The organism is Acinetobacter sp. PK01 (genome assembly GCF_022819285.1).
Taxonomy (GTDB): domain Bacteria; phylum Pseudomonadota; class Gammaproteobacteria; order Pseudomonadales; family Moraxellaceae; genus Acinetobacter; species Acinetobacter tandoii.
Genome location: NZ_CP094643.1, coordinates 2454160 through 2475913, shown reverse-complemented (window position 1 = coordinate 2475913; position 21754 = coordinate 2454160). Strand labels below are relative to the sequence as shown.

Genomic DNA, 21754 nt, shown 5'->3' with positions numbered 1-21754 from the left:
ATTGGAGTAAATATGTCCGAACATCCTCAAGGACAAAAGCATTGTTCATTTTGCGGTAAAACGCAGTCTGAAGTCGGGAAACTGATTGCAGGTGAGGACGCATACATTTGTAATGAATGTGTGGACGTATGCTTAGACTTAGTGCAGACCAGTCAACAGGTTGAATCTGGAGACTGGGCTGCGAAGCCTTTGCCGAAACCTCAAGAAATTCGTGCAGCATTAGACCAGTATGTGATTGGTCAAGATGTTGCAAAGAAAACCCTGTCAGTTGCAGTTTATAACCACTATAAACGTCTTAAGGCGACTCATGGTGGTCATAAGCACGACGACGCAGTTGAGATTGCGAAAAGTAATATCTTGTTGGTTGGACCAACAGGTTCGGGTAAAACTTTGCTTGCTCAAACCTTGGCGCGTTTACTCGATGTTCCATTTGCGATGGCAGATGCAACAACACTGACCGAAGCAGGTTATGTTGGTGAAGATGTTGAAAACATCGTGCAAAAGTTATTGCAAAAAGCCGATTACGATGTAGAAAAAGCTCAAAAGGGCATTATCTATATTGATGAGATTGATAAAATCACGCGTAAATCTGAGAATCCGTCAATCACGCGTGATGTGTCGGGTGAAGGTGTACAACAAGCTTTGTTGAAAATGATTGAAGGTACGGTTGCTTCGATTCCACCGCAAGGTGGGCGTAAACATCCGCAGCAAGAATTCATTCAAATTGATACGTCTAACATCTTATTTATCTGTGGCGGTGCATTCTCTGGCTTAGAGAAAATTGTGCAACAGCGTCAAGAGAAAGGCGGTATTGGTTTTACCGCAGATGTGAAGAAAAAAGATGAAAGTAAACAGCTTTCAGATTTGTTCCGTCAAGTGGAAGCAACAGATTTAGTCAAGTTCGGTTTAATCCCTGAATTCATTGGTCGTTTACCTGTTATTGCAACATTGGATGAGCTAGATGAAGAAGCATTAATGCAAATTCTGACAGAACCAAAGAATGCATTAACGCGTCAGTATCAGCATTTGTTCGATATGGAACATGTAGATCTTGTGTTTGAAGATTCGGCATTACGTGCGGTTGCGAAAAAAGCGCTTGAGCGTAATACGGGTGCACGTGGTCTGCGTTCAATTTTGGAAAATGCCTTACTTGAAGTGATGTATGATTTACCAAGCCGTACAGATGTGGGTACTGTTGTGGTGAATGAAGCCGTGATTAACGGTACTGCTAAACCTGAATTACTGCCTGAACGTCAACCGAAAATAGCGACTGAAGATGCAAACAAAGTTGATTTAAAAGTGCTTAACTCAAAATCTGCTTAATTTGTTATTCGTCTGAAACGTGCGGAAATTTATGATTTCCGCACGTTTTTTATTTGCAAGCCAAAAACTGAATGTTAATCTTGGGCAAAGGCGAGGATGCCTAAAAAATGGAATATATCCAAGATCCACCCTAATAAATAAAAGAAATACGCGGTGAGGGAAAATCATGCGTTCGTTTTATCTTATCTTATGCAGCAGTTTATTTTTATTCGGATGCCACAAGCAAGCAGTTTTAGAACACCCTGAATTAAGCTCGACACTCCATCCCGTGGATACCAGTCAGGCTCCTGGAATTGTCGAGCAGTACCGATTTGGGATGACTTCGGTGGGTGGTTGGGTTAATCAAAAATTAGGTCAACGTTACCATCCTGTGCAGGCGCAGCATAATCAGGCTGCTGTGGTTTATCTCTATCGTCCCGACAGTCGTTGGAATCGTCAGGAAATTGTGGCTTCCAGTCTTTTTATCAATAAATATCGAATTCCGAGTTTGCTGAATAATCATTATTACTGGTTGGAACTTCCTGCGGGAACTTATCGTTTATCGAGTAGCCGACCTTTGGGTATTCAGCATTTTCAAAAACCTAAATATTTAGATTTCACCGTTGAAGCGGGTAAGAGTTATTACGTGAAATATGATGAAGAAAATCTGAGTACACGTAAGGAAGTCTCGGGTCCCTTAATTTTGATGCCTAACTCGATTGGGCAAAATGAAATCGCATTTACCCAACTGAAATCTGCAAGTTATAACTTTGTTGCGCAAGACCAACAAACAGGCGAGTTGCGTCATAAAGCACAAAAAATTAAAGCAGCAAAATATGATACTCAATCTGATGTACAACTTACACAACCCTTTAAAATTTGGGATATTCGTACATGGTAATCAGCTTATTTGTTCTTTTTCAACTGTTTGAATAATGGCTCAAGTGTTTTTGCAACTTGCTGATTGATTTCGTTTTGCGTTGCAGGATCTTGCATCATTTGAGCCGACATCTCGATACTGTTGCGCATGATTTCACTCATCATTTTGCTACTTTTCTTATTAATTGATTGTCCAATCGGGGTTTCTAGGAACTGAATATTGGCAAGTACTTCTTCTTCAGTAAAGGTCTGCATATAAACATCTTTTAGCATTTGCATAAATTTTGGATCAGAAATCAATTTATTGCTAAAAGATGCAGTGATATCCGCAATTTGCTGGGCGGCTTTTTGTTGTTCTGTATTCAGCGCGGTTGTTTTGAACATATTTTTGAGCATTTCTTCTGCTTGTTGTTCATAAACAGGACGCATTTCTTGTTGGGATTGAGCCAAAGTCCCTTTAATGTCACCAAGTAGTAGGGCTTTTTCGACAGATGCTTCAGTTGCAGGTTTTGCGAAAGTGCTGAAACTGAGCGTGCAAAGTGTAAGTGTCGTCAGGATGTGGCTTAATTTTTTCATGATATTTAGAATGAACGATAGTTTTAGAAAGAGAAATTTTGGGCAAAAAAATACCCTTAACAAGACCTTAGCATGTTAAGGGTATTGAAAAAAGCAAAACTTAGGGTTTAGCCTGCTGCAGCATCCACTACAGGAATTTTACCAATTTTCGCTTGCCAGATTTTCGGTGCAGTTGCATGTACCGATGTACCATTCACATCAACAGCAACCGATACAGGCATATCTTTCACAACAAATTTGTAGATTGCTTCCATACCTAAGTCAGCAAAGGCAACCACTTCGGCTTCACGAATTGCTTTAGAAACAAGGTAAGCCGCACCACCTACAGCCATAAGGTAAGTTGCTTTGTTATCTTTGATGGCTTCAACTGCCGCTGGACCACGGTCAGCTTTACCAATCATACCGAACATACCAGTCGCTTCTAAAACTTGGCGAGTGAACTTGTCCATACGCGTTGCTGTTGTTGGACCAGCAGGACCAACCACTTCATCGCCTACAGGATCGACAGGGCCAACGTAGTAAATGAATTTACCTTTAAGGTCAACTGGAAGCTCTTCACCATTGTTCAACATGTCAACCATACGTTTGTGCGCAGCGTCACGACCTGTATAGATTGTACCGTTAAGCAATAATGTGTCGCCTGGTTGCCATGCGTTCATTTCTTCTTGAGTAATCGTATCTAGGTCAACACGTTTAGAACTTGAAGAATCCCAAGTCACAGAAGGGTAGTCTTCAAGTTTCGGTGCTTGAATGTGTGCAACACCTGAACCATCTAATTGGAAGTGCGCATGACGAGTGGCTGCACAGTTTGGAATCATGCCGACTGGTTTGCCTGCAGCGTGGCAAGGGTAGTCTTTGATTTTAATATCAAGAACGGTAGTTAAACCGCCAAGACCTTGAGCACCAATACCAAGCGCATTCACTTTTTCGAAGATTTCGATACGAAGCTCTTCAAGTTTGTTCTGTGGACCACGACGAAGTAATTCGTCCATGTTGAGTTCTTCCATGAGTGATTCTTTTGCAAGCATCATGGCTTTTTCAGCAGTACCACCAATACCAATACCGAGCATACCTGGAGGACACCAGCCTGCACCCATAGTCGGAACAGTTTTAAGTACCCAGTCTACAATTGAGTCAGATGGGTTAAGCATTGCAAGCTTAGATTTGTTTTCAGAACCGCCACCTTTGGCTGCAACAGTAATGTCCACTTTGTTGCCTGGAACAAGTTTGTGATAAATCACAGCAGGGGTGTTGTCTTTGGTGTTTTTACGACCAAAAGCAGGATCAGCTAAAACAGATGCACGAAGGACGTTTGAGTTCTCTAAGTAACCTTGGCGTACACCTTCATTGATTGCATCATCGAGGCTCATGGTTAAATCAAATTTAACATCCATGCCCACTTCAACAAATACGTTAACAATACCAGTATCTTGGCAGATTGGACGATGACCTTCTGCACACATACGAGAGTTAATCAAGATTTGTGCAATGGCGTCTTTCGCAGCTTTGTTTTCTTCACGGTCGTACGCACGGCTCATCGCTTGGATGAAGTCTTGTGGGTGATAGTACGAAATGAATTGAAGCGCGTCCTTGACCGAAGTGATCAAGTCATCTTGCTTGATAATAGTTGTCATATCAAATATCTCTTGAGCGGGCTGTTAGCTAGCGGGCTAAATTATAAGGTATAACGTTACGGTTGTGGGTGTTTTGCTGAATTTTTGGGCTAAAGTTTAATGGATAAAATCGGTTATCAAGAACACCATCTTTCACATGAGATATCTCAATCAACGGCTTTATTCATTTAAAAAGTAGCATGATGGATGGGTGATTTAAATTTAACCTATTGAATTGATTGTTTTTAGTGTGTTGATGATTTGAGTGAATTCAAAAATGACAGGATTGTCATAAATTTGTCATAAAAACTTCACATAATAAGTGCATTCCAAATAGAGCATTTTGTTATGATATCTGCAATTCTAATGGTTGTTGGTTTTAGTTGTTTTATTGCGGCAACTTGGTTTTACGGTCAAAAAGAAGATCAGGCTTAAGCTTTATCTTCTTTTTTTGTTTTAAGCTATCTTCAAATCTTCAAATCTTCAAATCTTCAAATCTTCAAATCTTCAAATCTTCAAATCTTCAAATCTTCAAATCTTCAAATCTTCAAATCTTCAAATCTTCAAATCTTCAAATCTTCAAATCTTCAAATCTTCAAATCTTCAAATGTCTCTTTTAAAGACTAGGTTTTTCCCATTTTCAGCATTTGCGAAGGCGAATAGCCAAAGTGGTTTTTAAAACGATGACTAAAATGGCTGCTGGAACTAAATCCATATTGCGTAGAAACTTCTGTGATCGTGGCAGTGGTGGTTTGTAATGTCTGATGTGCCAATTCCAGTCGTCGTAGCATCACATATTGATGCGGTGGCATATGCATAGACTGTTTAAACATATGAGCAAAGTGATACTCACTGAGCTGGGTTTGTTCTGCTAAATCGGACAGGGTTAAACTTAAATGTAGATGCTGATCAATCCATTGTAAAAGTTGTTTAAGGATATAAGGTGATAGGCCCCCTTTGACTTCAGGAGCTTGCCACTCAGTATGACTATAATTTTTAATTAAATGGTTAAGCAGCAGCGTGGTAGCTGTACTCATCTGCAAATGATTTTCACGGTTTTGCCAAGCACTATTGAGTAAAAAGTGTCGATAAATCATCGTAATTTGTGGATCGGCGACAAAACTTTGTGGATTTAATTGTATTTGGCTCGGTTCACGGTCCCAGACTTGTTCTGCTACACGTTTTAAATGTTGTTCAGTGTAGTATAAATGCACGAAGGTCAGTGGATCACGTAGATCCCATGTTGAGTCAAAATCCTGTGGTAACAGACACATATGGTCGGGTCCACCACCATTCTGCCAACCGCGCGCGGTCTTTTGATAACTGTGATATCCACCCTGAATGTACATACTTAAAGTGTGGTGATTGCTACAGACCTGTACACAGTCTTGGTTGTTTTGCCACATGGCGAGCTGCATGCCTGAACCCAATTCTACTGAGTCGAGAAGTTGGGCTTTGTGTTGCTGTAATTGATCTAGAATCTGATATTTCATCTTCTACACGCAGTGCCAAATTGAGTAACTAGTGTAGGACTTCTATTCGGTCTTGTCATCCGTAGGCAAAATTCGGTAAAAAAATCACAAGTTGATGATAGTGACCGCAAGAAGCTGCAAGTATTGAGTGTCTTTGTTTCGAGATAATGTGCTTAAGATCATTAGCTTGGGTTGAAATTGAATGAATGCGCTGTTATATGCTTTGGTTGTGGTAATTTGGGGCACAACATGGATTGCCATTAGCCTGCAACAACAAAGCGGTATATCTGCCAATGTGGCGGTGTTCTGGCGTTTTTTTATTTCAGCAATTGTCTTGTTTGCTTTTATTGCCTTTTGGCGTAAATTGCAAAAACTGACAGTGAAAGATCATCTATTTTGCATGTTACAGGCCTGCTGTATTTTTGGTTTTAACTTTGTTTGTTTTTATTATGCAGTGCAATATGTGAGTAGTGGTTTAGAAGCAGTGATTTTCTCCATGGCAGTCATTTTTAATACCTTGAATGCCAAACTGTTCTTTGCACAGCAAATTCCGTCTCGATTCTATCCTGCGGCTTTACTTGGAGTGCTCGGGATTGTTGCTTTGTTTTGGCAGGATGTGATTGGCACTACATTAAACAGTCAAACCTTACTTGGGATATCACTGTGTATGATCGGAACTTATGGCTTCTCGCTGGGTAATATGATTAGTACACGCCATCAGAAAAATGGATTGGATATTTTTACGACCAATGCCTACGGCATGTTCTATGGTGCTTTTCTAATGGCATTCATTTCATGTGTACAACAGGATGACTTTTTTCCAACGATGCCTTTAAGTGCAATTTCGTCTTTAATTTATTTAGCAATTTTTGGTTCAGTGATTGGTTTTACTGCCTATTTCTATTTGGTGGGGCGTATTGGTTCGGGCAAAGCAGCCTATAGTACTTTGTTATTTCCGTTGGTGGCTCTGGTGATTTCAACAGTGTGGGAAGGCTATCAATGGCATTGGAATGCAGTGATTGGTGTGGTGCTCATTTTATGTGGTAACGCAATTTTCTTTGTTAAAATACCACAGTCAAAGGATGTACAACTTTCTAAACAAAGCTGAGTTGTGGTTAGACCACTAAGCAGATCATTCATGTCTTTAACATAAAATAAGAAACGTGATGCCAAACAATCATTTATCAGAAAATATTATTGAGCTTTATCGGAAATACGCCCGCGAATGGGTGGCATTACGTGGAGAGTGGCTATTTGAAAATGTGTGGTTAGATCGCATGTTGGCTTTGCTGCCAGATCCAGCCAATGTTTTGGATTTAGGTTGCGGGTCGGGGAAACCGATCGCTAGTTATTTAATTGAACAGGGTTGTGCAATTACTGGGGTAGATAGTTCCGAGCTAATGTTACAAATGGCACGAGCAAACTTTCCTGAACAAGCTTGGCTTCAGGTGGATATGCGGCAGTTCAATCTAGAACAAAAATTTGATGCAATCTTGGCGTGGGACAGCTTTTTCCATTTGACACCAGATGATCAACGACAAATGTTTATGCAATTTGCACGACACGCCAAACTAGGAACCGTGCTGATGTTTAGCAGCGGTCCTGCATATGGAGAAGCTATCGGAGAGCTATTTGGTGAACCTTTATATCATGCCAGTTTAGCTCCAGAAGAATACCGTCATCTATTGGCTCAATATGGCTTTGAAGTACTGAATATGGTGGCAGAAGATCCTGAATGCACGGGGCATACGGTTTGGTTGGCAAGAAAAGTTTGAACCACTGTAGATATTCTGGAGTAAATGGGCAATGGGATTTATTGATCAAAGCAAAAAAAACCACTCTCGAAAGAGTGGTCTGGAAAATCGAAAAATTGTTTAAGAAGCTTTGCTGGCTTTGGCTTCAACTTGCTGTTCTGCTTGAATCGCAGTCAGTGCAATTGTGAACACAATATCATCCACCAACGCACCACGGGACAAGTCATTCACAGGTTTGTTCAAACCTTGCAACATTGGGCCGACGCTTACAACATTGGCAGAACGTTGTACTGCTTTATAAGTGGTGTTGCCTGTATTTAAATCTGGGAAAATAAATACATTGGCGCGACCCGCAACTTTAGATTCTGGTGCTTTCGAGCGACCAACACTTTCAACAGATGCAGCATCGTATTGTAAAGGACCATCAATCAGTAAGTCAGGACGGCGTTGTTTTGCAATGGCAGTTGCTTGAGCAACTTTCTCGACATCTGCACCTGCACCCGAAGTTCCAGTAGAGTAGGAAATCATGGCAATACGCGGGTCAATACCAAAAGCTTTTGCCGAGTCTGCGGATTGAATGGCAATTTCCGCCAGTTGCTCTGCATCTGGATCTGGATTAATTGCGCAGTCACCGTATACGTAGACTTCATCAGGTAACAGCATAAAGAACACTGAAGAAACTAAAGAGTATTCAGGTGCAGTTTTGATCAACTGGAATGCAGGGCGAACTGTATTGGCTGTGGTATGTACTGCACCAGAAACCAAACCATCGACTTGATCGAGTGCTAACATCATCGTGCCTAAAACCACGGTGTCTTGTAGTTGTTCACGGGCTTGTAATTCGTTGATTTTGCCTTTACGTGCCTCGACCATAGGTGCGACATAGTTTTCACGAATCAGGTCTGGATCAATAATTTCTAGGTCAAATGGCAATTCGATATTACGTGCTTTCGCGACCTCAACCACAGCTTCTGGTTTAGCCAAAAGAATACAATGGGCAATGCCACGTGATTGGCAAATTGCAGCGGCTTGAATCGTACGTGGTTCATCACCTTCAGGTAACACAATACGCTTTTTGGCATGAATAGATTTTTGTACCAGTTCATGGCGGAAAGCAGAAGGAGACAGACGTGGATTATAAGCACCCTTCAGGAGCTGAGCTAGCCATTCTTCATTAATATGACTTGAGACAAAGCGGGTGACTTGCTCTGCACGCTCAGTGTCATCCACTGGAATTTCATTGCTTAAGTTCATTAAGCTTTGCGCTGTTTCAAACGTACTGAGTGGAGTATGTAAGATTGGTAAGCCTTGTTTAATTGCAGCTTGGCAGAAATCTAGAATTTGGCCATTAGGCGCATGGTGTTCAGTTAATAGTAGACCTGCAAGCGGCGTTCCATTGCTGCTGGCCAAGCTACTTGCCAGCAAAACATCAATACGGTCTGAAGCACTAATAATTAATTCGCCTGCAACAAACTTATCCAGTTCGTGTTCAATATTGGCTGCAATCAGGCTGCTGTGTAGAACACGGCGTTGTAAGGCTTCACCTTGGCTAATCCATTCAGCTTGTAAATTGGCTGCCAAATCAGACATGCGCGGTACACTCAGTGTGTTGCTGAATGGTACCAGACCAATCACAGGTAACTGCGCTGTACCAATATGGGCATGAGTTTTTTGAATATCTGCCACAAATTTGTTGGTATCACTTACTAAGCGTAGGCTTGGATCGAAGGTTAATGGAATTTGCGCAGAACCTTCAGGCAAGCCTTTGGTGCGCATAAATAGCACCCCAGCAGTACGGTCACTTGATGCGCCACCAAAATGACGTAGTTGAGCTTCAACTTTTTCCGCTGATGCAGAGGCTTTATGAATGTCTGCATTACTTACGATGATGACTTTTGCATCTAAGGCTTTTGCTAAAGCAGAGTTCAGTTCAGAGGCAAAAGCATCACGTGCATTTGGTAATAACCCTTCAACAATAATGATGTCATGCTTTTTTGCAATTTGACGATGTAGACGAACGGCTTCTTCGAGTAATTCATCACTTTCGCCACAGTTCAATTGCTGAGTGACGGTTGCATAAGGAATAGGTTCAACTGTTTCACTTTTGGTAAGATGCTGAAAAAGTGCACTGGTGCGATCAGCTTCAATTTTAGTTTCTTGAGAAAAAGGTTTAAGAAAGCCCGCTTTAACACCTTGGCATTCTAAAGCATAGCTTAAACCTAAACATGCCGATGTGAGGCCAACGCCTTCACCAGTTGGGACTAAAAGAATGGTTTTCATAGTCGTTATGTATTCATTAAAAAAAGGAAAGGCAGTCAAGGCGCGATTGCTTAAGCAATCGCGGCAGTTGATTCAGGCTTTTTTGCAGTTGTCTGATTAACCTCATTGTCGACAACACTTGCTGTTTCTTTCGCGATACGACCTTCTTCATCGGTTGGAATCACCCAAATTTGTGGGCCAGTCCCTGCATCAATGCGGCCTTCAGTACCACGTTTGAGGTTGTTATTTTGTTCTTTGTTCAAGTTAAAACCGAAGTGCGGTAAGTAAGCCATGGTTTTTTCACGAATATACGCAGAATTTTCACCAATGCCACCAGTGAAGAATAAACCATCTAAACGAGGTAAGCCACAGCTAAGTCCAGCTAAAGATTTTGCAAGGCGATAGCAGAACACTTCAATAGCCAAAGTCGCATCTTCATTGCCTTGTTCAGAGGCTTCAATCAAGGTGCGCATATCGTTAGACAAATTGTCAGATAAACCGAGTAAGCCACTTTCTTTGTTTAGCATCTTGTCAATTTTATAGACATCCCAACCAAGGTTAGCTGCCAAGAAGCTGTGTAAACTTGGGTCTACATCACCACTACGGGTACCCATCACAATACCTTCGAGTGGCGTTAAACCCATAGAGGTGTCAACACTTTGACCATTCCAGATGGCACAAGTCGAGCTACCGTTACCTAAGTGAGCTGTCAACCAGCCGCCTTGTTTTAAGCTACCTGCCAATTCTGAACCACGTTCAGACACATAAGCATGGCTGGTGCCATGGAAGCCATAGCGACGAACATTGTGTTCAGTGTATAAGAATTTAGGCACTGCATAGCGGTAAGCATGTGCAGGCATAGTTTGGTGGAATGCAGTATCAAATACTGCAACTTGTGGCAATTCAGGGAATAAACGCATCGTTGCATCTATGCCAACAAGATGTGCAGGGTTGTGAAGCGGTGCAAGCGGCGTCGCTTCACGAATACGTTCAATAATTTCTGGGGTGAGTAATTCAGCTTTGGTCAATGTACCACCATGTACAACGCGATGACCAATGGCTTGAGGGTTATAGTGAGAAAGACGCTCTAAAATTGTTTCTAATGCTTTTTCGTGATCAGCATGGGGAATAGACAGTTCTAGTGGTGCGCCACCAACAGTGACACCTTTAATGCGGGCTTCAGCAGAGCCTAAGTTTTCTGCCAAACCAAAAATACGATCTTCACGGCGCTCTGAAACAAGAGCATATTTAATTGAAGATGAACCGCAGTTAATTACTAATACTGATGTAGACACGTTTATATACCCGAATTTTAATTGAAATAAGTCGTCCCTAAAGTGATCTTTATGCAGTACTTATCAATGCAATCCAGATCAGTAATAATGTTTTATCATGTGTTGATTTTCTGTCCTAGATAGACTTTAGGAGATTAGACTTAAGCACTATCGACCAGTGAAATAATAATAAATAAAATTTATAGGTTGATAGTTTTCATTTATTAATGAAATAGTGCTCAGACCTAAATTTTCCTCGCTGTACATCTTTAACACTAGCATGAGAAATGAATTTTGAGCAGGAGCTAAGTGTTGTTTTTATGCTTAGTTTTGATACTTGATTTCTGACCAGCGTACAATGACATAGGCAATTAATGCCACCATAAAAAAGACCAACATCATCCAAGCCAGACCTTGTAAGGTTTCGATGATCGTACGGTAAATTTCCAGTACCCAGCGTTCTTGAGTCAGTTCAATCACAATTTTTTTATCATTTTCGGTATAAGTCAGCGGCGTGATGTATTTTTCCATATCGTAAATACGAATGCCTGAAGATGTTCCGACCACCATACCGGCAAATTTGGTGTATTTTGCCCAAGCTTCATGGATTGGATCGTGAATAATGCGCGCCAGAATAGCATTAATCGAATTGGAAAAAATTTTCATTACCGTAAAAGAAACCAGTAATGCCAGTAAAAAGGTACAAATGATCAAATAGTAAAACATGCGATTTCCCTTTTATCTTTTTCAATTTTTTTATCATGTTACAAGATTTAGGGTGGGGATAGTGTAGTCGCTGTGTTCAGCTTCATGGCTGAAACTGAACACTTAAAGATACTTTAGTTAGACAGGAATTATTGGCGAATTTGTCCATCACCTAACACAATCCATTTTTGCGAAGTCAAACCTTCCAGACCGACTGGGCCACGCGCATGAATCTTGTCGGTGGAAATGCCGATTTCAGCGCCTAGACCATATTCAAAGCCATCAGCAAAACGAGTAGAAGCATTCACCATGACTGAGCTAGAGTCAACGCGAGCAAGGAATTGACGCGCCAAGCTGAAGTTTTCGGTAATGATGGCATCGGTATGATGCGAACCATATTTGTTGATATGGTCGATGGCCTCATCCATTCCTGAGACCACTTTGACAGCCAAAATGGGACCTAAATATTCGGTATACCAGTCTTCTTCACTTGCAGGTTTAACCCCTGAGCCTAAAATACGCTGGGTTTCAGCGCAACCACGCAGTTCAACATTTTTCTCTGCATACAGCTCTGCAATGCGCGGTAAAAACTCTTCGGCAACGTTCTCATCAACCAAGAGGGTTTCCATGGCATTACACACGCCATAGCGATGAGTTTTTGCATTGAGTGCAATCGGTAGCGCCTTGAGTAAATCTGCTTGTGCTTCAACAAAAACATGGCAGTTGCCATCTAAATGTTTAATTACAGGAATACGGGCTTCATTGGTAATACGTTCGATTAACCCTTTGCCTCCACGTGGAACAATCACATCCACATATTCCGACATGGTGATCAAATGACCTACTGCTGCACGATCTGTTGTATTAATCACTTGAACTGAAGTTTCAGGCAAACCTGATGCTTTAAGTCCGTGCTGAATAGCAGCTGCAATGGCCTTATTCGATTCTAATGCTTCAGAACCACCACGTAAAATAATGGCATTACCTGACTTCAAGGCGAGTGAAGCGGCCTCCAAGGTCACGTTTGGGCGCGACTCATAAATCATGCCGACCACACCCAGCGGTACGCGCATTTTGCCAATTTGAATGCCAGTAGGGCGGTAGGCTAAATCTGTGATTTCACCAATCGGATCGACCAGACTGATGACATCTTTCAGACCTTGTAGCATAGCCTTAAAGCGTGTGGGGGTAAGTTCTAAGCGATCAAGTAATGCATTGTCTAATTGATTGTTACGGCCTTTATCCATGTCTATTTGGTTGGCCGCTAAAATCGCAGACTCATTGTTCTGTAATGCTGTGTAAATTGCTGACAAAGCATTGTTTTTAGTTTGGGTAGAAGCGCTGGCTAACACGCGTGAAGCTTGGCGTGCTTGTTGTCCTACCGTTTGCATGTATTGTTCAATCGACTCTTGCATGGCGGTTTGATCACTTAGAAATTTCAGTTCCGATAGTAACAGCCTGTGTACTGACAATGAAGTATCTCAGTGAAAATAGATAAAACTTTAGCGTACAGGATGCATTCTATCGCTTTTAGGGCAAAAAAAGACAAGCGGTCATGGAATGAGTTGCAGCCAAAATCATCCTTTGTATATGATGACAAGCGATAATGACATTGACGTCTTACACAAAAATAGAATGAGTTTGTGCTTAAAAATAGGCACATACGTTGCATTAAGTAGTGTCTTGCAAAATAAAAATAAGACAAGGATGGAGGCAAGGAATATGAATTCCATTATCCAATTGGACGCGGAATTACAGTCATCAATAAACCGTCACGGTTTTTTTGATTTATATAATAAGCACAGCTTTAAACAGCCAGCTCGAACCACTTGGATAGATGGATGGAAAATCGAGTATATGGCGATTGCTGAACCTGAAACACTTCACCGTACCCCGATTGTGATTATTGGTGGCGCATTCCAAAATTTTAACTCTTATAAATATTGTGTAGAGCAACTGTTTGCCGCAGGACCTGTCATTTTAATCGATTTACCTTCTATGGGCGCAAATCAGCAAATTACTAATGTTGACACAGGGCTTTCGGCAGGGACATTAGAGTTAAGTGATCTCGCAGTCATGTTGGGACAGTGGTTGGATATTGTCGGGCTGAAGCGAGTTTCGGTCATGGGGATGTCTTTAGGTTCAGTATTGGCATCGGGTTTGGCAGATTTACGTCCAGAATTGATTGATCGCATGATTTTGATGGGGGTGATGCAAAAAACACGTAAAAGCTGGCGCATGTTACTCGAAGAATCCTTATTTTTAATGCAAGAACAGCGTATGGAGGAATTCGGTCAGGCAGTCATTTTGTATTTGGTGAATCATGCCAAATTAGATGTGACGCGAATGTCACCAACGGCAAAACGGTTGTTCTTTCGGCAGATGGCAGAATTTACTGCGACCGAGCAAGAACGCTATGAAATTAACTGTAATCGCTTGCTGCGTTTAACTGATGTGCCTATTCCAAGTTGTAAGGTTTTGGTTGCATGTGGTCAATATGACAGTTTCACCTTGCCTTATGAAAATGCCAATTTTGCCTTGCAATGTCCTGATATGGAATTTGCCATGATTGCCAACGCGGATCATGTGCCACAATTACAACGCCGTAAAGAAACCATGCATTTATTCGCAACTTATTTGCGTGGCGAATCTATTCAGCAGTTAGATGGTATTCTGAATATGACTCGAGCGCAGTTATTAACCATGGAACGTCGAGGCGAAGCAAGAATTCAGGTGAGTCAACCATTTACTCATTTAACTCATCGTCATTCAGATTTACAGTTATCAACTGAAATTGAAGATATGAATTTCTTTGGTTTAAAACTCAATTTTACCCAAGGTGACAGTCAAATCGCTGCGCAATATCCACGTGATTTAGCTTTACATCTGCACGATGAAGAGGGTTCTTTTACGATTGAATGTTTAATCTTTGAGATAGGTGAAACACATGTTCGCGCTTTATTTAAGCATGGCAGTTTTGACGTGGCAGAACGTCTACTGCGCTATATTCAACGCCAGCAAGCCTTGATGATGTCGGCAAGTGCTTAAAATCTTGTGACCCTAAATTTGCAATCAAGGATCAATGAAAGGGGGAGCTATAAACAGCTCCCCCTTTTGTTTTAATGTTTTAAATCGGGATGTAAGGTACGGGGTTTACTTGTGGCGTGTAGCATCCAGACCAGATCGCCAAGATGTTCTTCCGATGTGGTTTCATCTGTTTGCACTTGGAAATAGAGTTTGGGTTGAATGACAGATGATGTTTGAAAACCCGCATCTTGCAAAAAAATCTGAAGCTCATTTGGTTGAGTAAAGTGAAAACTAAAGGCACTACGAGACATCATTTTTAACAGTTTGCTGCTGCTCCAAATGATATGTGCTAATTTATTTTTGACGGGTTCAGGATAAATATCGCTGAGATAGTGGATTTCGGGAAAATGCTTCCCGTTGTTGCTGATGGCTTGGAATAATTGTGCCAATGAGGTTTTATCAAAATAGTTAATCAGCCCTTCACTAATGACTACCAGTGGAAAGCGCGTGTCAAATTTTTGAAAAACCTGGGAAAATTCATCGCTAAAAATATCAGCACTTAGTACCTGAGGGCTATTGGATTCAAGTTGTTGCAGTGCTTGAGTTTTGACGTGTGCCATTTCGGGTAAGTCTAATTCTCGATAGACCAAATTAGGAAACTTGCGACGGAAACTCCAACCGCGCGGTGAAAGCCCACATGCAATTTCTAAGACTTGTAGTTGCGGGTGCTGGGCAATCAATTGATAAAGATGTTCATCAATCATGCGGTGGCGTTGCTTTAAGGTGCTGCGCATACTCCCCCCTACATAGCGTTCTGCCCAAGACTCTAATGGATGCACCAGTTTTGCTAAAAATTTACCTTTGGCAGTGGCAAAAACTGCATTTGAAATCCCCATTTGATACCAAATATAACCTGTGTAATGGGCTGTAAAAGAGATATGGCGATGTTGTGAAAGTCCTTCTGACATGTCTTCCTGACCTACTTTTTTGTTTTGATTTTAGTACAGCAATCGTTGCTGAAAGTGCTTACATCATAATGAAAAAGGAGCACTTTGTGGTGCTCCTTCCGTCGAATAGTTAGTTAGCATTTCTAAAGGCGGTAATGTTGTCTCTGACACGTTGCCATTCAGCACCCAGCGCTAAAGTTTCACCAATTTGAATATTCGGGATTTTCCCGCGCATACGTTCTAAACGTTGCTGATTTGGTAGAGGCAGTTCAGTCATGCCTGCCAAAGCAATACATTGTGCAGCACGATCATTACATACCAGCCCCATATCACAGCCTGCTTTCAGTGCAGCTTGAATGCGAGCATCGGCACCGCCCGCAACACAGGCCGCTTGCATGCTTAAGTCGTCAGAGAACAGTACGCCATCAAACTTTAACTCTTGGCGAAGAATGTTTTGAATCCAGAACTCAGAGAAGCCTGCTGGGTTCGGATCGACCTGATCATAAATTACATGAGCAGGCATAAGGGCATCGAGTTGCGGCATCAGTTGAATAAAACTTTGCATGTCTTTAGCAAAGATTTCGGCATAGGGACGTGAGTCAATTGCCGCCGCGACATGTGAGTCTGCCTTCACTGAGCCATGCCCAGGAAAGTGTTTGCCTGTTGATGCCATGCCTGCACGTTTCATCCCTTTCAGAAAAGCACTGGCAAGTGGCACAATGTCTTGCATGTTCTTGGCAAAACCACGGTCACCAATCACATCGCTAATGTCGTTTAAGTCGAGTACAGGTGCAAAGCTAAAATCAATCCCAACAGCCAAAACCTCAGTTGCCATGAGCCAGCCGCATTGTTCAGCAAGGTCTAATGCCTGCTCAGCATTAGTCTGGTATAACTCACCAAAGCGGCCCATTGCAGGAAGTAGGGTAAAGCCTTGTTTTAAACGTTGTACACGACCGCCTTCCTGATCGACCGCAATTAAAATTTCAGGACGAATTTGACGCATATGATCGGTCAGTGCACGGACTTGTTGTGGGGACTGAATATTTCGTGCAAATAAAATAACGCCACCGACTTGCGGAGCTTGCAATAGTTCAATATCTTCTTGGGTAAGTTCTGTGCCAGCGATGTCTAGCATCAATGCGCCAATCATATCGGTGTCCGTGTTTGAATTATTTAAATAAAGAGGCTGAAGGGATCAGCTTCCGCGAAACAATACCCGAATTTTGCAATGATTTGCTACATTTTGTCAGCATAGATTATGATAAAACTACACGACATAAACATATTTAGTTGTTTAAGATGTTGAATCTGCACCATTCATGTTGAATAACGAAGCAGTAATTTTGGTCAAAAACCAAGGAAGTACAAATTATTTATGAAACTTCAAACAATAGCTTGTGCAGTTGCCATTGCGACTGGTGGTTTGTTTTTCACACACGCAATCAATCAAGCAATTGCAGCCAACGATACCGCTGTAGTCTCAAAATCTGTCGTGCCAACAAAAGAACAAGCGCTGGTTTCACGACAATTGGCAACCTTAGTTGACCGTCAACATTATTTAAATATGCGTTTGGATGCAGATACTTCGAACCGCATTCTCGATTTTTATCTGGACAGCTTAGATCCAGACCATACGATTTTCCTGAACTCAGAAGTCGAGCAGTACAAAAAGCAATATGGTGCGACCTTTGGTGCGGCATTAAAAGCGGGGGATTTAACGGGTCCCTATGCGATTCATGCCCAATATCGTGAGCGTTTGGCACAGTTTTATGAGTTTATGTTGGCAGAGCTGAAAAAACCGCAAAACTTGAATCAGCCAAATGTCTACATCGATGTTGATCGTGAAAAAGCGGCTTATTTTAAAAATACTCAAGAGCAGCGTACTTATTGGCACAAAATGCTGGTGTCACAACTCATCAATTTGACCATCAGCAAACAAGAAGAACTGGCTAAGCAAAAAGTGTTAAAAGATAATCCTGAACTTGCCAATGGGCAGGATTTAACCAGCCCAGAAGATTTAACACCTGTTCAGACGTTGACCAAACGCTATACCCGTCAATTGGAACGAATTAGCCGTACCAAAAGTGATGATGTTCTAGATAAAACCTTAAATGCAATGATGCTGACCTATGATCCGCACAGCAACTATTTCCCACCTGTCGATGCGATGGAATTGAACCGTCAAACGACTTTGCAGTTGGAAGGGATTGGGGTATCTATTCGTCCAGAACGTGGTAATGAAGACTATACCAAGATTGAAACTATTGTAGATGGTGGGCCTGCAAGCAAAACAGGACAAGTGAAGTCGGGTGACCGCATTATTGGTGTGGCACAAGATGGCGAAAAAATGATAGATGTTGTGGGTTGGCCAAGCAATGAAATTGTGGGATTGATTCGTGGTAAACGTGGAACCAAAGTAACTGTACGCTTGTTGGCAACAGGTGCTTCAATGAGCCAAGCACGCAATGTGACGATTGTACGTGATGTGATTCAGGAAGAAGATGCAGGGGTGCGTTCACGCGTGGTCGAAGTGAAACGTGATGGCAAAGTGCACCGTATGGGTGTCATTGAAATTCCGTCTTTCTATTTGAATTATCGCGCACGTCGTGCAGGCAACGAATATCGTTCAGTGTCTGAAGATACCAATAATGCCCTGAAAGACCTACAAACGAAAAATGTAGAAGGTATCATTATTGATTTGCGTAATAACCCAGGTGGTTCTTTAGAAGAAGTAGCACGTATGTTAGGGCAGGTGATTAAGTCGGGTCCAGTGGTACAAATTCGTGATGGCAATGGCAATGTAAGCGTGTTTGAAGATGATGATGGTGGCGCGCAAACCTATGCTGGTCCACTGGCAGTATTAGTTAATTTGGCTTCTGCTTCGGCGAGTGAAATTTACTCTGCTGCGATTCAAGATTATGAACGTGGCATTGTGATTGGTAGCACCACCACAGGTAAGGGAACTGCGCAAGTTCAACTGGACAGTTTGGCTTATGGGCAGGCGACCTTGACTCAACGTAAGTTCTACCGTGTTACAGGTGGGAGCACACAAAACAAAGGTGTCATTCCAGATGTAACGTTGGTGGATATTTATAACGAAGAGTTTGGTGAGCGTAAAGCGAAGAATGCCTTGAAATGGGATACAATTCCAACAGCACCATTCAAGCGTGAAGGTTCGGTTAAACCTTATGTACAACAACTTGATCAAGCTTCTGAACAACGCGTGAGTGTCGAGCCACAGTTCAAATATTTGGAACAGCGTAAAGCGATTGCGAAAAAGTCGGATGAGCAAAAACGTATCGTGTTGGACATTGAACAACGTAAGGCTGAGTTGATTGCACTAGAGCAAGAAACTTTACATGCAGAAAATCAGCGTCGTCAGGCAACAGGTCAAAAGCCATATGCAAATTGGGAGAGCTATCAAGCATCTCTAGATGCATTAGCGGAGTCTCGTGCTAAAATGAAAGCAACACAACGTCCTGCATTGCCTGAAGAGGAAGCATTTGTGACCGAAGCTGCGAATGTATTACTTGACTATGCGAAAATCCAGAAAGTGAAGTCCTAATTCTTTAGCAGCACAGATCAGATTTAAAGCCAGTCCAATTGGGCTGGCTTTATTGTATTTTAAGTATAAAAAAGGCATAAAAAATAAATGGATAACGGTTAATTGTGGCACGCTTTTTTTTAAAATAATACAGAATAAACACTTGACCAAAACGACAGAGTATTAGATTCTAAACAAGATTATAAAATTTGAAAAAACTTTACGTTTTTTATCGCTTGAGAGCTCGACTTTGAATGTATTGATAAAAAAAAGATGACCTAAACGGAAGCTTTATATGGTTCATATACATTATGATTTAAGCCTAGTTATAGGTTCTATTTTATTTGCTTTGTTGGCATGTTTAATGGTCGTGTCACTCGAACAATTGTTATTTCATGGGCCGCAGCAGAAGCTTCACAAGGTAATTTTGGTGACCAGTGGGTTGGTGCTTGGGGTTGCCATTTGGTGTATGCATTTTATTGCTATTTTCGCTTGCCATTTTCCAGAATCATTTAGCATAGATTTTTGGCTAACTCTAACTTCATATTTAATCGCATTTACTGCATCCACATTTGCTATTTGGTTAATTACACGTCCAACTTTGTCATTTGCACGTCTCATTATGGGGGCGGTGTTGATGGGATTAGGAATCTCTGGTATGCACTATACAGGGATGCTTGCACTTGAATTACCGTCTTATCATATTCAATACGACGTCATGTTGGTGGTGTTCTCGATTATTTTTGCAATTTGTGGTTCGGGTTTAACATTCTGGTTAACCTTTAAATATAAAGCGGCAATTAAATATAAATTCTGGTTAAAACTGGGTATTGCATTATTGCTGTCAACCACAATTGTGGGTATGCATTTTAGTGGTATGGCAGCAACCAAGTTTGTGAAACATCCGACCGATCTAATCAACTTAAATCAATCAGGTTATAGTCTCATTTTATTTACCGTATTATTGGTGACTTCCCTGATTTTTATTGCTGCATTTTTTGTGGCGATGCTAGAGCAACGCTTAGAAGAGCGCAACTTACAATTATATATTGCAAATCAAGAGTTGGCGAAACAAGCGGTTAGAGATAATCTGACTAAGCTGCCGAATCGGTTGTATTTAGCTGAATATGCACATTTTCTATTTACCAATCACCGTTACAATGACCAAAAAATTGCTTTTCTTTTTATTGATTTAGATCGTTTTAAAGGGGTGAATGATGTCTTTGGTCATCACGTTGGCGACCAATTGTTGGTACAGCTTTCAAGCCGTATTCACGCCCAATTGAATGAACACCAAAAATTACTCCGTATTGGTGGTGATGAGTTCTTGATGGTGATTGAAGATGCAAGTTTGGAACAAGCCGAGCGTATGGCAAATATTGCACTTGAACAAATTCAAAATAGCTTTTTGATTGCAGGGAAGGAAATTAATATCTCGGCAAGTGTCGGTATCGCGATGTTCCCGGAACATGGCAATAATCTTCAAGATTTATTAATCAATGCCGATGCGGCAATGCTTTCCTCGAAATATCAGGGACGCAACACCTATTCAGTATTTAACTACACAGTAGATCAGCAAGAAACTAAAAGTTTAACCAAATTAATCAATGATTTATATAAGGCTGTAGAAGAGCAGCAATTTATCTTATTTTACCAACCTAAATTTACTACACGTGATCATCAAATTTGTGGCGTGGAAGCATTAATTCGTTGGCAGCATCCTAGTTTGGGGTTATTAACCCCGAATATGTTTATTCGTGGCGCGGAAAAGACGGGACTCATTATTGAATTGGGCTATTGGGTGCTTGAGCAAGCTTGCCGTCAGATTCAAATTTGGGAAAAAAATAATGCCCCATTTTTCCCTGTTGCTGTAAACCTATCTGCCGTGCAATTTGAGCACAAGCATTTATTCACCAACCTTGAGCAGTTATTTGAAAAATATCAAATTGATCCAAGCCATTTGATGATTGAAATTACAGAAACGACGGCTATGCATCACATTGAGTCTAGTATTTTGAGTTTCGAGCGTTTGCGCCAAATGGGCATTAAGTTGGCAATTGATGATTTTGGTACAGGACATTCAAGTTTTCTGTATTTAAAAAATCTTCCTGTAGATGAGCTGAAAATTGATCGTGAGTTTATTTACGATTTAGAAGTTGATTCTAAAGAAGAAATGATTTTAGAAAGTATTATTCAACTTGCGATTAAACTCGGTTTGGTGGTGACCGCTGAAGGGGTGGAATGTGCCTCACAAGCTGAAATTCTATCGCGTTTAGGTTGCCAACAGCTACAAGGCTATTTACTTGCTATGCCAATGGAAGTTGAGCAACTCGAACGTTTTTAACTATTAAACTAAAGTACGTTGATGTATTGGTCGGATTTTTGATTGTACAAGATGGTTC

General features: G+C 41.3%; 16 protein-coding genes. 7 read left to right on the top strand and 9 right to left on the bottom strand.

Features of this window, described 5'->3' with window-relative positions:
• Positions 1-12: 12 nt before the first annotated feature.
• Together clpX and MP622_RS11625 are read left to right on the top strand one after the other, a co-directional pair.
• Positions 13-1323 carry an ATP-dependent protease ATP-binding subunit ClpX gene (gene clpX, locus MP622_RS11630; RefSeq protein ID WP_243791066.1) on the top strand — a complete coding sequence of 437 codons (1311 nt, stop codon included), beginning with the start codon at positions 13-15 and terminating at the stop codon, positions 1321-1323.
• A gap of 166 nt (positions 1324-1489) precedes the next feature.
• Positions 1490-2203 (top strand): DUF2846 domain-containing protein, encoded by a 714-nt coding sequence (locus tag MP622_RS11625; protein ID WP_151504519.1) that lies wholly within the window; start codon positions 1490-1492, stop codon positions 2201-2203.
• 5 nt (positions 2204-2208) lie between these two features.
• Here MP622_RS11625 and MP622_RS11620 read toward each other — a convergent pair whose 3' ends face one another.
• From MP622_RS11620 to MP622_RS11610, 3 genes are all read right to left on the bottom strand, one after another.
• Positions 2209-2757, bottom strand: a complete 549-nt coding sequence (locus MP622_RS11620) for a DUF2059 domain-containing protein (protein ID WP_016168226.1) — start codon at positions 2755-2757, stop codon at positions 2209-2211.
• 107 nt (positions 2758-2864) lie between these two features.
• Entirely contained in the window at positions 2865-4391 is a 1527-nt protein-coding gene (locus MP622_RS11615) for a fumarate hydratase (protein ID WP_016168225.1), read from the bottom strand.
• 602 nt (positions 4392-4993) lie between these two features.
• Positions 4994-5863 (bottom strand): AraC family transcriptional regulator, encoded by an 870-nt coding sequence (locus tag MP622_RS11610; protein WP_243791064.1) that lies wholly within the window; start codon positions 5861-5863, stop codon positions 4994-4996.
• Between the two features lie 181 nt (positions 5864-6044).
• Between MP622_RS11610 and MP622_RS11605 the strand changes: the two genes are divergently transcribed.
• Both MP622_RS11605 and MP622_RS11600 read left to right on the top strand, forming a co-directional pair.
• Positions 6045-6950, top strand: coding sequence for a DMT family transporter (locus MP622_RS11605; protein WP_243791062.1), 906 nt, complete (start codon positions 6045-6047; stop codon positions 6948-6950).
• 58 nt (positions 6951-7008) lie between these two features.
• Positions 7009-7617, top strand: a complete 609-nt coding sequence (locus MP622_RS11600) for a class I SAM-dependent methyltransferase (protein WP_243791060.1) — start codon at positions 7009-7011, stop codon at positions 7615-7617.
• A gap of 99 nt (positions 7618-7716) precedes the next feature.
• Here MP622_RS11600 and pta read toward each other — a convergent pair whose 3' ends face one another.
• From pta to MP622_RS11580, 4 genes are all read right to left on the bottom strand, one after another.
• On the bottom strand, positions 7717-9876 hold the full coding sequence (pta, locus tag MP622_RS11595; protein WP_151504514.1) for a phosphate acetyltransferase: 2160 nt from the start codon (positions 9874-9876) through the stop codon (positions 7717-7719).
• A gap of 50 nt (positions 9877-9926) precedes the next feature.
• Positions 9927-11150, bottom strand: a complete 1224-nt coding sequence (locus tag MP622_RS11590; protein WP_151504513.1) for an acetate kinase — start codon at positions 11148-11150, stop codon at positions 9927-9929.
• Between the two features lie 303 nt (positions 11151-11453).
• A complete protein-coding gene (locus tag MP622_RS11585) occupies positions 11454-11855 on the bottom strand; it encodes a hypothetical protein (protein WP_016168218.1) in 402 nt (133 codons plus the stop codon).
• 128 nt (positions 11856-11983) lie between these two features.
• Complete coding sequence (locus MP622_RS11580) at positions 11984-13249, bottom strand: glutamate-5-semialdehyde dehydrogenase (RefSeq protein WP_151504512.1); 1266 nt, start codon at positions 13247-13249, stop codon at positions 11984-11986.
• 307 nt (positions 13250-13556) lie between these two features.
• Between MP622_RS11580 and MP622_RS11575 the strand changes: the two genes are divergently transcribed.
• Positions 13557-14882, top strand: coding sequence for an alpha/beta hydrolase (locus MP622_RS11575; RefSeq protein ID WP_016168216.1), 1326 nt, complete (start codon positions 13557-13559; stop codon positions 14880-14882).
• A gap of 71 nt (positions 14883-14953) precedes the next feature.
• Here the strand turns inward: MP622_RS11575 and MP622_RS11570 are convergent, their stop codons facing one another.
• Together MP622_RS11570 and nagZ are read right to left on the bottom strand one after the other, a co-directional pair.
• Positions 14954-15829, bottom strand: coding sequence for a class I SAM-dependent methyltransferase (locus tag MP622_RS11570; protein ID WP_151504511.1), 876 nt, complete (start codon positions 15827-15829; stop codon positions 14954-14956).
• Positions 15830-15938: 109 nt separating this feature from the next.
• On the bottom strand, positions 15939-16958 hold the full coding sequence (gene nagZ / locus MP622_RS11565) for a beta-N-acetylhexosaminidase (protein ID WP_016168214.1): 1020 nt from the start codon (positions 16956-16958) through the stop codon (positions 15939-15941).
• A gap of 225 nt (positions 16959-17183) precedes the next feature.
• Between nagZ and MP622_RS11560 the strand changes: the two genes are divergently transcribed.
• The gene (locus MP622_RS11560) at positions 17184-19373 is read left to right on the top strand and encodes a carboxy terminal-processing peptidase (RefSeq protein WP_044738700.1); all 2190 of its coding nucleotides are present in this window, start codon (positions 17184-17186) and stop codon (positions 19371-19373) included.
• 274 nt (positions 19374-19647) lie between these two features.
• Complete coding sequence (locus MP622_RS11555) at positions 19648-21696, top strand: EAL domain-containing protein (RefSeq protein WP_151504510.1); 2049 nt, start codon at positions 19648-19650, stop codon at positions 21694-21696.
• The last annotated feature ends 58 nt before the right edge of the window (positions 21697-21754 follow it).

Coding starts and splice junctions, on each gene's coding strand:
- MP622_RS11575 (WP_016168216.1), top strand. CDS start 13,557: ATGAATTCCATTATCCAATTGGACGCGGAATTACAGTCATCAATAAAC.
- MP622_RS11625 (WP_151504519.1), top strand. CDS start 1,490: ATGCGTTCGTTTTATCTTATCTTATGCAGCAGTTTATTTTTATTCGGA.
- MP622_RS11620 (WP_016168226.1), bottom strand. CDS start 2,757: ATGAAAAAATTAAGCCACATCCTGACGACACTTACACTTTGCACGCTC.
- MP622_RS11615 (WP_016168225.1), bottom strand. CDS start 4,391: ATGACAACTATTATCAAGCAAGATGACTTGATCACTTCGGTCAAGGAC.
- MP622_RS11585 (WP_016168218.1), bottom strand. CDS start 11,855: ATGTTTTACTATTTGATCATTTGTACCTTTTTACTGGCATTACTGGTT.
- clpX (WP_243791066.1), top strand. CDS start 13: ATGTCCGAACATCCTCAAGGACAAAAGCATTGTTCATTTTGCGGTAAA.
- MP622_RS11580 (WP_151504512.1), bottom strand. CDS start 13,249: ATGCAAGAGTCGATTGAACAATACATGCAAACGGTAGGACAACAAGCA.
- MP622_RS11560 (WP_044738700.1), top strand. CDS start 17,184: ATGAAACTTCAAACAATAGCTTGTGCAGTTGCCATTGCGACTGGTGGT.
- MP622_RS11610 (WP_243791064.1), bottom strand. CDS start 5,863: ATGAAATATCAGATTCTAGATCAATTACAGCAACACAAAGCCCAACTT.
- nagZ (WP_016168214.1), bottom strand. CDS start 16,958: ATGATTGGCGCATTGATGCTAGACATCGCTGGCACAGAACTTACCCAA.
- MP622_RS11605 (WP_243791062.1), top strand. CDS start 6,045: ATGAATGCGCTGTTATATGCTTTGGTTGTGGTAATTTGGGGCACAACA.
- MP622_RS11555 (WP_151504510.1), top strand. CDS start 19,648: ATGGTTCATATACATTATGATTTAAGCCTAGTTATAGGTTCTATTTTA.
- pta (WP_151504514.1), bottom strand. CDS start 9,876: ATGAAAACCATTCTTTTAGTCCCAACTGGTGAAGGCGTTGGCCTCACA.
- MP622_RS11600 (WP_243791060.1), top strand. CDS start 7,009: ATGCCAAACAATCATTTATCAGAAAATATTATTGAGCTTTATCGGAAA.
- MP622_RS11570 (WP_151504511.1), bottom strand. CDS start 15,829: ATGTCAGAAGGACTTTCACAACATCGCCATATCTCTTTTACAGCCCAT.